Source organism: Enterobacter sp. EC_64 (assembly GCF_019584165.1).
GTDB classification, from domain to species: domain Bacteria; phylum Pseudomonadota; class Gammaproteobacteria; order Enterobacterales; family Enterobacteriaceae; genus Enterobacter; species Enterobacter roggenkampii.
The window spans coordinates 1-12,639 of sequence record NZ_VDAS01000054.1; the positions used below are offsets into that span (position 1 = coordinate 1).

Below are 12,639 nucleotides of genomic sequence, written 5' to 3' on the forward strand. Positions count from 1 at the left end.
TGGCAAGGCTGGGCAGGAAGTCACTGTCGTTCTCAAAATCGGTGGAGCTGCATGACAAAGTCATCGGGCATTATCTGAACATAAAACACTATCAGTAAGTTGGAGTCATTACCCGGTGTTCTTCAGAAAATGAAAAAGAACCACACTCTCTGGCTTATTTATTAAGGGAGTAATACATAAGCCGGGAATGTACTCACCCTAGTTGCTTAAATACAGGATTATTTGAAATGACGAAAAGGACATTACTGAGCGTTCTCGTGGCGGGGGCATGTATTGCACCCTTTATGGCCCAGGCTGCATCACTGCAGGCTGCCAGCAGTGAGCCGTACACCATGAAAGCCAGCGATCTGGCGAAAAAGGAAAAAGAGCTGACCAATTTCCCGCTGATGGTTTCGGTGAAGGATACCATTGCGACCCTGGACAATAGCCTCGTTGAGCAGATTGAGCCAGGTCGTGCCTCGAACCCTGACAACGTCAAGCGCGTTGAAGGGATCGTGAAGGCCAGCGACTGGGAATATCTCTTCCCGCTGCGCGCTCAGTCTTATACCTACAGTAACTTCCTGAAGGCTGTTGGTAAATTCCCGGCACTGTGTAAGACCTATAACGATGGTCGCGACAGCGACGCCATCTGCCGCAAAGAGCTGGCGACCATGTTCGCCCACTTTGCGCAGGAAACCGGCGGCCATGAGAGCTGGCGTCCGGAAGCCGAATGGCGTCAGGCCCTGGTTCACGTCCGTGAAATGGGCTGGACCGAAGGCCAGAAAGGCGGCTATAACGGCGAATGTAACCCAGACATCTGGCAGGGGCAGACCTGGCCATGCGGTAAAGACAAAGACGGCGACTTCGTAAGCTACTTTGGCCGCGGCGCGAAGCAGCTGTCTTACAACTATAACTACGGTCCGTTCTCTGAAGCGATGTTTGGCACCGTCCGCACCCTGCTCGACAAGCCTGAGCTGGTGGCGGATACCTGGCTGAACCTGGCAAGTGCGATCTTCTTCTTCGCCTATCCGCAGCCGCCAAAACCAAGCATGCTGCAGGTTATCGACGGCACCTGGCAGCCAAACGATCACGATAAAGCCAACGGCCTGGTTCCGGGCTTCGGCGTGACCACCCAGATCATCAACGGTGGCGTAGAGTGCGGCGGCCCAACCGAGATTGCCCAGTCTGAAAACCGCATCAAGTACTACAAAGAGTTCGCGAACTACCTGAAAGTGCCTGTTCCGGCGAATGAAGTGCTGGGCTGCGCCAACATGAAGCAGTTCGATGAAGGCGGCGCCGGCGCGCTGAAGATCTACTGGGAGCAGGACTGGGGGTGGAGCCCGGATACGCCGGACGGTAAGACCTACTCCTGCCAGCTGGTGGGGTACCAGACGCCGTTCAGCGCGTTCAAAGAGGGTGACTACACCAACTGCGTTAAGAAGTTCTATAACGTGAACATCATTAACGACGACGGCTCAGCCGTGACCCCAGGGGAAGACAAAACCCCGGCAGACACCACGCCGCCAGCGGATACGACGCCAGCGGAAGATACCCCCCCTGTTGAACCGGCTACCGTGAATCACGCCCCTGTGGCGCAGATTGCGGGCCCAATCGGGGCGGTTGAAGCGGGTGCGCAGGTTTCCCTGAGCGCGGAAGGCTCCACTGACGCCGACGGTAACAAGTTGACCTACACCTGGCGTTCCCAGGATGGCCAGACCGTGACCGGTCAGGACAAAGCGGTGGTGACCTTCAAGGCGCCAGAGTCTGCAACGGCTCAGCAGTACGAAATCGGCCTGACCGTCAGCGATGGTGAACTGACCAGCACCACGTCCTACCTGCTGAATGTGAAAGCGAAAGCCGAGCCTAAGGACGAAGGCACTTCCGGCTCTTACGCCGCGTGGAGCGCGAACAGCAAGTACAACGCAGGTGATATCGTGAACAACCACGGTAAACTGTTCCAGTGCAAACCGTTCCCGTACAGCGGCTGGTGTAACAATGCCCCGGCATACTACGAACCCGGCGTTGGGCTGGCGTGGGCTGATGCCTGGACGGCTCTGTAAAAGCAAACGGCAACCTTCGGGTTGCCGTTTTCGTATTTGCACCCTCTGTCTTTTGCCGGGTGGCGCTGCGCTTACCTGGCCTACATGAGGCTAAGGGCGAGGGGTCAGTACGGAGCCGTTGTAGGCCCGGTAAGGCGAAGCCGCCACCGGGCAAAAAGGCTAGCGATGCAGCTTCCCGTGATCCCGCAGCCACGCCGCCGTGCGCATAATCCCTTCATCCAGCGTCACAACCGGTTTATACCCCAGCTCATTCTCCGCCCGTGAAATATCCAGCGTGAAGTCAAAGTTGAGTTTAGAGACGCCGTAATGCGTCAGCGCAGGCTCTTTGGCTGTTTTACTGCCAAAGCGCTCCATGCTGCGGGCAATCATATCCAGCATTGGGTAGGGCACGGAACGGATACGGCAGTTGATCTGCAGCTCGTCGATCAGCCGCTGCACAATGCTGCGCAGCGTGCAGGGTTCGCCGTTAGTGATGTTGTAGGCGCGACCGGAGATCAGCTTATCGCAGTCCGGCTGGCTGGCCAGCCACATGGCGTGAACGGCGTTTTCGTAATAGGTCATATCCACCAGCGCATCGCCGCCGCGCGGCAGCAGCACGCTGCCGTAGTGATGCATCATCTGCGCCAGACGCGGAATAAATACCTTATCGTGCGGCCCGAACAGGCTCTGCGGACGCAGGACCGTAAAGCGGGTGTGCGGGTTTGACTGCGCCAGCAGGTCGATGACCTCTTCGCTGGCCGCCTTGCTGCGGGCAAACTCACAGGCAAAGCGAGCAGGGCGGAAATCTTCCTGCACGTCACGGTGGTGGTGATAGTCGAAATAGAGTGACGGTGACGAGATATGAATAAAGTTACGCACGCCCCAGGCAACGGCCCATTCCCCCAGACGACGGGTGGCCCGCACGTTGGCGAGGTCGAAGGCTTCCTGGGTCCCCCACGGGGAGGTAAAACTGGAGCAGTGCCACAGCGTGTCGATACCGGCGAGCATCACCTTCGCCTGCGAGGAGACCAGCTCCGTCAGGTCGGCATGGACGAACTCTGCGCCCATTTTTTGCAGCAGTTTACCCATCGCTTCGTTGCGACCGGTAGCCCTGACACTAATGCCCTTGTTGCGCAGAAACTCGACCGCATTTCGGCCTAAGCCGCTGGTCGCCCCGGTAACCAGTACCTTCATAGCTATCCACTGTGTTGAAAAGAATTTCGTGCGCATTCTTTCGTGAATTACGGCGCTATGCAATGGGAAAGGTGAAAGAAAGAGAGTTTTATTTAGATCTTTTCCGTCTTTTGTTCTGCCCGTTGCGCAATGCGTTTCGCCATTCCCCGGAAGATAAACAGGTGGGCAGGGATCATCAACAGCCAGTAGAACAGACCCGGCATTCCGTGCGGATGCCACCAGGCGCGCACGTCCAGTTCACGATGATCGCCTTTGTCTTTCAGGGTAAAGCAGAGTCGGCCCAGCCCCGGGGCTTTCATGCCGAACAACAGCGCCAGCTGTTTTTCCGGTTCGACGATGATCACCTTCCAGCTGTCGACCGCGTCGCCCACCTCAAGATACGGGCGTGCCGGGCGGCCTTTCGCCAGCCGGTGGCCCACCAGCAGGTCCATCGCCCCGCGCGTTTGCCAGAGGAGATTACCGAAGAAATACCGTTCTTTGCCGCCAATCTGGTTCACCACCTCCCAGAGCGCGGCCAGGCTCGTGGAGGTTTTCACCGTGCAGCCCGCCTGTTTCGGGTAATAACCATACTCTGGCCGCCAGCGGGCAAAGGCCTGGGCGTCGTAGCCCCAGTCGCTGGAGTTCACCAGCTGTTCTTCTTCCTTGAGCGTATTGCGCACGGCATCGTCAAAGCGGATCAGATCCTGAGGAATTAAGGCGCGCAGCGCGCGATCGTCGGCCAGCAGATCGTGCTTCAGCCCCTGAATCAGCGCTTTGGCGGTCGTCGGCGGCACCGAGGTGATGACATTCAAAAACCACACCGAAATCCAGCGCGTCGGGAAGGGAATGGGGATCAGCCAGCGGCGGCGGCCGCTGACGCGCATGAAATGTTCGAACTGCGCCTGATAGCTCAGCACTTCCGGGCCTGCCGCTTCCAGCACGCGATGTTTCTCCGCCGGGTGATCCAGCAGGGCCACCAGATAATGCAGGAGATTCGCCAGCGCAATCGGCGTGGTGCGCGAACGGACCCAGCGCGGCGGCGTGAGCACCGGCAGGTTGTAGACCATATCGCGCATCACTTCGAAGGCGGCAGACCCCGCGCCGACGATGATCCCGGCGCGCAGTTCGGTGACGGGGATATTGGCCCCCCGCAGGATGTCCGCCGTCAGCTGGCGGGCGCGCAGGTGATCGGACTGCTCGCGTTCAGGTGCCTGAAGTGAACTGAGAAAAATCACCTGCTTCACCGGGCTTTGCAGCAGGGCATCGCGGACGTTCATCGCTACCTGACGCTCGTGGGCGATAAAATCTCCGCCTTCACCCATGCTGTGCACCAGGTAGTAAAGCGTGTCGACCCCTTCCAGCAGCGCGGGAAGCGCCTTTGGCCAGTTGAGGTCAATGCTGTGACAGGTGACGCCCGGCAAACCGAGTTTTTGCAGGCGTTCGGTGTTGCGTGCCGCAGCCAGCACCTGGTGCCCCTGCTGGCTTAACGCCGCGGTGAGATGCTGACCGATATACCCGCTGGCGCCGAGCACCAGAATGCGTTGCGGCACGTGATGCTCCTTATCGCTGTAAAAACGCCTGCCAGTGTTTTACCACGTCGGCCAGCTGCTCGCGGTTGACGTCGAGATGCATGACCAGACGCACCACAGGTGAGGCGTTGATCAGCACGCCACGTGCTTTCATGAACTCGCCAAGCGCAGCGGCGTGGTCATCGCCCACGCGGACGAACAGCATGTTGGTGTCGTGGCGCATCACGTCGGCGCCAATTTCACGCAACTGCGCCGCCATCCACGCGGCGTTGTCGTGATCGTCCTTCAGGCGCGCCACGTTGTTTTTCAGGGCATACAGCCCGGCTGCCGCCAGAATACCCGCCTGGCGCATGCCGCCGCCGGTCATTTTACGCCAGCGGTTGGCACGCTTGATGTAGTCCGCATTGCCCACCAGCAGGGAACCCACTGGGGTGCCCAGCCCTTTAGAGAGGCAGATGGTGAAAGAGTCGCAATATTGCGTAATCTCTTTCAGCTCGCAGCCGTACGCCACCACGGCGTTGAAGATGCGCGCGCCATCCACGTGCAGGCCGAGCCCGCGCTCGCGGGTAAACTCCCACGCCGCCTTCAGGTATTCGCGCGGCAGGACCTTGCCGTTGTGGGTGTTTTCGAGGCTGAGCAGCCGGGTGCGGGCAAAATGAATATCATCGGCTTTGATTTTCGCTGCGACTTTATCAAGGGGCAGGGTGCCGTCCGGCGCGGCGTCGATCGGCTGCGGCTGAATGCTGCCGAGCACCGCGGCACCGCCCGCTTCGTAGAGATAGTTATGCGCGCCCTGGCCGACGATATACTCTTCACCGCGCTCGCAGTGGCTGAGCAGCGCCACCAGGTTGGCCTGCGTGCCGGTGGGCAGGAACAGGGCCGCTTCCTTGCCGCTCAGTTCTGCCGCGTAGCGCTGCAGCTCGTTGACCGTCGGGTCATCGCCATAGACGTCATCCCCGACCGGGGCGGCCATCATCTCTTCGAGCATGGCGCGGCTCGGGCGGGTAACGGTATCACTGCGTAAATCAATCATGGCATGTCCTTATATTTAAAAAGGCGATGCCAGATGTTTTACCTGAGCCAGTTGGTTTTTGCCAGTTCGATCACCTCGTCACCGCGCCCGCTGATGATGGCGCGCAGCATGTACAGGCTAAAGCCCTTGGCCTGCTCAAGCTTGATCTGCGGCGGGATCGCCAGCTCCTCTTTGGCGACGACCACATCCACCAGCACCGGCCCGTCGATGGAGAAGGCGCGCTGCAGGGCTTCATCCACCTCGGACGCTTTCTCCACGCGAATGCCGGTGATGCCGCACGCCTCGGCGATGCGGGCAAAGTTGGTGTCGTGCAGCTCGGTGCCGTCCGTCAGATAGCCTCCGGCTTTCATCTCCATCGCCACGAAGCCCAGCACGCTGTTGTTAAAGACCACGATTTTCAGCGGAAGCTTCATCTGCACCACCGACAGGAAATCACCCATCAGCATGCTGAACCCGCCGTCGCCGCACATCGCCACCACCTGACGCTCCGGTGCCGTTGCTTTTGCGCCCAGCGCCTGCGGCATGGCGTTAGCCATCGAGCCGTGGTTGAACGAGCCGAGCAGTCGCCGCTTGCCGTTCATTTTCAGGTAGCGTGCCGCCCAGACGGTTGGCGTGCCGACGTCGCAGGTAAAAATGGCGTCGTCGTCCGCGAAATGGCTGATCTGCTGCGCCAGATACTGCGGGTGAATGGCTTTGTCGCTCGGTTTGGCCAGGTCGTCCAGACCCTTGCGGGCATCGCGATAGTCGCTCAATGCTTTATCAAGGAATTTGCGGTCCGTTTTCTCTTCCAGCAGCGGCAGCAGGGCGGCAAGGGTGGATTTGATGTCGCCTACCAGCGCCATATCGACCTTGCTGTGCGCGCCGATGCTGGCCGGGTTGATATCAATCTGAATGATTTTAGCATCCGTCGGGTAAAACGCGCGGTACGGGAACTGGGTGCCGAGCAGGATCAGCGTGTCGGCGTTCATCATGGTGTGGAAGCCGGAAGAAAAACCGATCAGCCCGGTCATGCCTACATCGTAGGGGTTATCGTATTCGACGTGCTCTTTGCCGCGCAGGGCGTGGACAATCGGGGCTTTCAGCTTTCCGGCAAATTCCAGCAGCTCTTTATGCGCGCCCGCACAGCCGCTGCCGCACATCAGGGCGATATTGCTGGCGTAACGCAGCAGCTGCGCCAGCTTTTTCAGCTCCTCCTCGGCTGGCGTCACCACCGGCTGCGGCGCGTGATACCAGTGGGTGCTGGCTCCTTCCGGCGCGGCCTTGAGCGCCACGTCGCCCGGGATAACGACCACGGACACGCCGCGATTCAGCACGGCCTTGCGCATGGCGATCGCCAGAACCTGCGGGATCTGCTCCGGGGATGAAACCAGTTCGCAATAGTGGCTGCATTCACGGAACAGCTCCTGCGGATGCGTCTCCTGAAAATAGCCGCTGCCGATTTCGGACGAGGGGATGTGGGCGGCAATCGCCAGCACCGGAACGTGGTTACGGTGACAGTCGAAAAGGCCGTTGATCAGGTGCAGGTTACCCGGCCCGCAGGATCCGGCGCAGACGGCCAGCTCACCCGTAAGCTGTGCTTCAGCGCCTGCGGCGAACGCGGCAACCTCTTCATGGCGGGTCGGCATCCATTCAATGGTCTTCATCTTGTTGAGGCTGTCGCTGAGTCCGTTGAGGGAATCGCCGGTGACGCCCCAGATACGTTTTACGCCAGCCTGTTCGAGCGTTTTCGCTATATATGCAGCCACGGTTTGTTTCATGGTTGTCCGTCTCCTTTTTGTGATAACGCTTACAAGCTTAGAAGAAAGTCTCCGTATTGCCCGTCAAATCCCCCCAATTAAAAGGTGCTTTTCACGCGCAACGCTTCGGCATAATCTGATGATACCTCAGTGAAAACAGGAATCATTTCAAATGGTTAAATCATTGTTAATTGCTGTTAATGAAAAGCTATCGTGCGACGATCTCGGCAAACTCTTGTTACGACTTGTCGTCGGCGGGCTGATGCTCTTTCATGGGTTGCATAAGCTGTTTGGCGGGGTGGGCTTTATCAGCGGTATGCTGGTGGAGAAAGGGCTGCCGGGGTTTATCGCCTACGGCGTATTGATTGGCGAAGTGGTGGCGCCGATCCTGATTATTGTCGGGCTCTTTACGCGCCCGGCCGCGCTGGTGCTGGCGTTTACGATGATCGTGGCGTGGCTGATGGTGGGATTAGATGAGACATTCGCGCTCGACAAGGTCGGGGCATGGGCGATTGAAAGCCTGGTGTACTTCTTTATCGGCTCGCTGGCGGTGGCGTTTTTAGGGGCAGGGCGGTTTGCGCTGGGGAAAACACCTGCGTGGCGGTAGGGGGGTTGTAGGCCGGGTAAACGCAGTGCCACCCGGCAAAAAAGCCCGGTGGCGCTGACGCTTACCGGGCCTACGAACGAACGTTTATTGTTTATGCGAGGACCAGATCGCCCTGCGGATGGCACGAGCACGCCAGCACGTAACCCTCGGCAATTTCCGCGTCGGACAGCGTCATGGTGCTGGTGACGGTGTACTCCCCGGAAACCACCTTTGTTTTACAGCAGCCGCACACCCCGGCACGGCAGGCCGCCGCCACCGGCACGTTGTTGCTTTCCAGCGCCTCCAGCAGCGTCGTGCCCACGCGGCCAAAGAAGGTCTGCGCAGGCTGCAGTTTGGTGAACTGAATCCCGCTGGTTGCCGCTTCCGCCACCGGCGTGAAGAACTGCTCTTTGAAGAAACGGGTCACGCCGAGCGCTTTCACTTCTTCTTCCACGATAGCCATGTACGGCGCCGGGCCGCAGGTCATCACGGTGCGGTTCGCGATATCCGGCACGCTTTGCAGCAGCTCGCGGCTCAGGCGACCGGGCACAAAACCGTGCGTTGCGTTGTGCTCAGCCACCAGCGTCACCGGATAATCACGCCACTCCTCGGCAAAAATGACATCGTCCGGAGAGCGCACGCTGAAGATCGCCTGCACGTCGGCCTGCGGGCGGTTTTTTGCCAGCCAGCGGCGCATCGACATGATCGGCGTCACGCCACAGCCCGCCGCCAGCAGCAGGAATTTATCGTCCGCTTTGTCGTCACAGGTGAATTCACCCTGCGCATCGGACAGCCAGATATAATCCCCGCGCTTCACGTCCCGGGTCAGCCATTCTGAACCGGCTCCGCCTTCAATGCGACGGACGGTCAGCGTGATGTACTCGCTCACGCCCGGCGTGGAAGAAAGGGTGTAGGCGCGCAGGGTGTCTGCCGAATGGCGAACGCTAACCAGCGCATACTGACCTGCTCGGTACGGATAGTAGTCGTGGCACAGCAGCGACAGCGTCCACACATCCGGCGTCTCCTGATGGATGTGATGCACCTGCATCCGCCACGGGCATTGTGAGGTTGGCATGGTCATAAATTACTCCTTACGCGCTCAACAGCTGCTTCATATCGTCTTCAACGTTGGTCACGGAACGCAGGCCGAATTTCTCGTTCAGCACGGCCAGCAGGTCCGGCGTCAGGAAGCCAGGCGCTGTCGGGCCGGTCACGATGTTGGTCACGCCCAGTGAGAGCAGAGTGAGCAGGATGACAATCGCTTTCTGCTCAAACCAGGAGAGCACCAGGGAGAGCGGCAGATCGTTGACGCCGCAGCCCAGTTTTTCCGCCAGGGTAACGGCAAGAATAATGGCCGAGTAAGCATCGTTACACTGGCCCGCATCGATCAGGCGCGGCAGGCCTTCGATGTTGCCGAAGTCCAGCTTGTTGAAACGGTATTTACCGCACGCCAGGGTCAGGATCAGGCAGTCTTCCGGCACGCGGGTGGCGAAATCGGTAAAGTAGTTACGCTCGCCGCGCGCGCCGTCGCAGCCGCCGACGAGGAAGATGTGGCGCAGCTTTTCACGGCTGACGAGGTCAATCAGCGAATCGGCGGCGCCGAGCAGGGTTTCACGCCCGAAGCCGACGGTGATCAGATGCGGGATCTCGCTGTACGGGAAGCCTGCCATCTGCTGCGCTTGCGCTATCACCGGTCCGAAATCGTCACCTTCAAGATGGCTCACGCCCGGCCAGCCGACGATGCTGCGGGTCCAGATGCGGTCGTCATACGCGCCCACGGTCGGGTCGATGATGCAGTTAGAGGTCATCACGATAGGACCAGGGAAGCGGGCAAATTCCACCTGCTGGTTCTGCCAGCCGCTGCCGTAGTTACCGATCAGGTGCTTGAATTTACGCAGCTCCGGATAGCCGTGCGCTGGCAGCATTTCACCGTGGGTATAGACATTAACGCCGGTGCCTTCGGTTTGCTTCAGCAGGTTGTAGAGATCTTTCAGGTCATGACCGGAGATCAGGATGCATTTGCCCTCGGTCGCTTTGACGTTGACCTGCGTCGGCGTCGGGTGGCCGTAGGTGCCGGTTTCACCCGCATCCAGAATGCTCATCACGCGGAAGTTCATCTGGCCGATTTCCATTGAGCATTCCAGCAGCGCGTTCATATCGGCAGGCCAGGTGCCCAGCCACGCCATGATTTTATGGTACTGGGCGTAGATGTCGTTATCGTACTGACCGAGCACGTGCGCGTGTTCCATATAGGCCGCAGCGCCTTTCAGGCCGTACAGGCACAGCAGGCGCAGGCCGAGAACGTTCTCGCCAATCGCCGCCTTGTCTTTGTTTGGGGTGAATTCGGCCGCCTGACGCTGCAGATCGCCGAGATCGTCGCTCACCAGCTGAAGGTCAGACATCGGGTTTTCCACGCGGGCGTTAGCATCCGCCTTCAGGCACTGCGCCTTCAGCGCTTCACGCAGGGCAATGGCTTCGCGGGCATAGCCAACAATGCGCGGAGAGTCGAAGTTAACGTTGGTCAGCGTGGAGAAGAAGGCGCGCGGGGCGAAGCTGTCGACGTAGTGGTCGATGATGCCATATTCGCGGGCTTTGAACGCCCATGCGGAAAGGCCTTGCAGGGCGGCAATCAGCAGGTCCTGCAGGTCAGATGTTTCTGCGGTTTTGCCGCACATACCCTGTGCGTAAGAGCAGCCATTGCCTGCCGGGGTACGGATGGTTTGTTCACATTGCACACAAAACATAATCACACCTGTTAAAGTTATATTTGATATACATGTTTAAGATTATGCCTGTGCCAGAACGGAGAAAAGGGCTTTCTGCTACAAAATAGAGGGAGATTGATTTAGCGCAATTTTGGCGGCAGGCACCCTACCGCCAAAGAGGTATCAGGCCGAGAAGACGGCCATCAGAACCGGAACCAGCAGGCTTAAAATAAAGCCGTGAACGATGGCGGCGGGCACCATCTCCAGTCCACCAGAGCGTTGTAATACTGGCAGGGTAAAGTCCATCGACGTCGCGCCGCACAGGCCCAGCGCGGTAGAGCGGCTGCGGCGAACCAGCCCCGGGATCAGCATAATGGCGAGCAGCTCGCGCGCCAGATCGTTAAAGAATGCAGCACTGCCGATGACCGGGCCAAAGGATTCGGTCAGCAGGATACCGGAGAGGGAATACCAGCCAAAGCCTGACGCCATCGCCAGACCGGTTTTCAGCGGCAGATCGAGAATAAAGGCGTTAATGACGCCCGCCACCATGGAACTGGCGACCACAATGACCGCAACCATCATTCCCCGACGATTTAAAACAATTTGCTTCAGCGTCATGCCATTATTTCGCAGCTGGATACCGATCAGGAACAGAAGGAAAATTAGCGTATATTCACTGGCCTCTGTCGCGTGCTGTAAAAATGCCCAGCCGGTCAGACCAAGAAGAAAACCGAGCACCACGACGCCGCACAGTTTTAATGATTCCAGCGCCATCGCAATTCGGGAAGGGAGTTTTTCCTGATGATGATGGTTTTTCCACGGAACGGTGCGCTCAAGCCAGAATAATGCGGCGATATTACACAGCAAAATAACCACCACGGTGACCACAGAATAATGCAGGATGGAAAGCAGATTCGTCGCCAGATTATCCAGGAAGGCCAGGCTGATCCCCATAAAGAAAAGAATGACGTAAACAATCCAGCTGAGAAAACGGTTGATAAGCCGTAATGCGGATTCTCTGTGCAGCGGGATGAGATAGCCCACAATCAGGGGCAGCAGAATAATGAGGAGTCCTGAAAACATGAACAGCCGGTCCTTTTGAGTATCTGTTGAGCGCCAGAGACACTACCCAATAAAGACTGTTCAGTAAAGCGGCAATAAAAAAGCCGGGTGGCGGCTGCGCCTTACCCGGCCTACAAGTGCACACTCACGTGGGTCGGGTAAGCGTTAGCGCCACCCGACACCGCGCGCAATTAATCGCGTTTTTCCAGCAGCGTGCGGTACAGCACGCCACCCAGGATACCGCCGATAATCGGCATCACCCAGAACAGCCAGAGCTGCTCAAGCGCCCAGCCGCCCTGGAAGATGGCGACGGCGGTGCTGCGTGCCGGGTTAACGGAGGTGTTGGTGACCGGGATGGAGATCAGGTGGATAAGCGTCAGTGCCAGACCAATGGCAATCGGCGCGAAACCGGCTGGCGCGTGTTTGTCGGTTGCGCCGTGGATCACCAACAGGAAACCTGCGGTCAGCACAATTTCAATCACGATGGCAGACAGCATGGAATAACCGCCCGGAGAATGCTCGCCGAAGCCGTTAGAGGCGAAGCCGCTGGCCGCCGCGTCGAAGCCAGCTTTACCGCTGGCAATGACGTACAGAACGCCCGCTGCGATAATACCGCCCACCACCTGAGCGACAATATAACCAATTACCTCTTTCGCCGGAAAACGACCGCCGGCCCATAAACCTAAGGAAGGTGCGAATAAGCAGGTCATTTCTTCCCAAGCTGACTCGCTGATTAAAATTTCGCGGATCTGGGCCGATTTTTTTCCCGCAAACACATCGAATCAGCCTATTTAGGC

General features: G+C 58.5%; 10 protein-coding genes and 1 pseudogene. 3 read left to right on the forward strand and 8 right to left on the reverse strand.

Annotated elements, in window-relative coordinates:
• Together FHC52_RS22090 and FHC52_RS22095 are read left to right on the forward strand one after the other, a co-directional pair.
• The coding region (locus FHC52_RS22090; RefSeq protein WP_000851394.1) for an IS1 family transposase at positions 1-98 on the forward strand (98 nt) is incomplete at its 5' end.
• Between the two features lie 129 nt (positions 99-227).
• Entirely contained in the window at positions 228-2,039 is a 1,812-nt protein-coding gene (locus FHC52_RS22095) for a chitinase (protein WP_220420270.1), read from the forward strand.
• A 159-nt stretch (positions 2,040-2,198) separates the two neighbouring features.
• Here FHC52_RS22095 and FHC52_RS22100 read toward each other — a convergent pair whose 3' ends face one another.
• The 4 genes from FHC52_RS22100 to poxB all read right to left on the reverse strand — a co-directional run bounded on the left by FHC52_RS22100 (position 2,199) and on the right by poxB (position 7,510).
• A complete protein-coding gene (locus FHC52_RS22100; RefSeq protein ID WP_008500006.1) occupies positions 2,199-3,212 on the reverse strand; it encodes an NAD(P)-dependent oxidoreductase in 1,014 nt (337 codons plus the stop codon).
• A gap of 92 nt (positions 3,213-3,304) precedes the next feature.
• Entirely contained in the window at positions 3,305-4,741 is a 1,437-nt protein-coding gene (locus FHC52_RS22105) for an SDR family oxidoreductase (protein WP_126287658.1), read from the reverse strand.
• A gap of 10 nt (positions 4,742-4,751) precedes the next feature.
• Entirely contained in the window at positions 4,752-5,753 is a 1,002-nt protein-coding gene (gene ltaE / locus FHC52_RS22110) for a low-specificity L-threonine aldolase (RefSeq protein WP_023327002.1), read from the reverse strand.
• A gap of 38 nt (positions 5,754-5,791) precedes the next feature.
• Positions 5,792-7,510, reverse strand: a complete 1,719-nt coding sequence (poxB, locus tag FHC52_RS22115) for a ubiquinone-dependent pyruvate dehydrogenase (protein ID WP_023343670.1) — start codon at positions 7,508-7,510, stop codon at positions 5,792-5,794.
• A 151-nt stretch (positions 7,511-7,661) separates the two neighbouring features.
• On the opposite strand from poxB, the gene FHC52_RS22120 reads away from it, so the two are divergent.
• Complete coding sequence (locus FHC52_RS22120; RefSeq protein ID WP_045352068.1) at positions 7,662-8,096, forward strand: DoxX family protein; 435 nt, start codon at positions 7,662-7,664, stop codon at positions 8,094-8,096.
• Positions 8,097-8,187: 91 nt separating this feature from the next.
• Here the strand turns inward: FHC52_RS22120 and hcr are convergent, their stop codons facing one another.
• The 4 genes and pseudogenes from hcr to aqpZ all read right to left on the reverse strand — a co-directional run.
• Positions 8,188-9,156: an NADH oxidoreductase gene (gene hcr, locus FHC52_RS22125; RefSeq protein ID WP_126287657.1), complete on the reverse strand. Its 969-nt coding sequence runs from the start codon at positions 9,154-9,156 to the stop codon at positions 8,188-8,190.
• Positions 9,157-9,166: 10 nt separating this feature from the next.
• Entirely contained in the window at positions 9,167-10,819 is a 1,653-nt protein-coding gene (gene hcp, locus FHC52_RS22130; protein WP_126287656.1) for a hydroxylamine reductase, read from the reverse strand.
• A 144-nt stretch (positions 10,820-10,963) separates the two neighbouring features.
• Positions 10,964-11,863: a lysine exporter LysO family protein gene (locus FHC52_RS22135; protein ID WP_021240895.1), complete on the reverse strand. Its 900-nt coding sequence runs from the start codon at positions 11,861-11,863 to the stop codon at positions 10,964-10,966.
• A gap of 170 nt (positions 11,864-12,033) precedes the next feature.
• Positions 12,034-12,537: pseudogene (gene aqpZ, locus FHC52_RS22140) on the reverse strand (aquaporin Z); the annotation flags it as partial.
• Positions 12,538-12,639 lie beyond the last annotated feature (102 nt).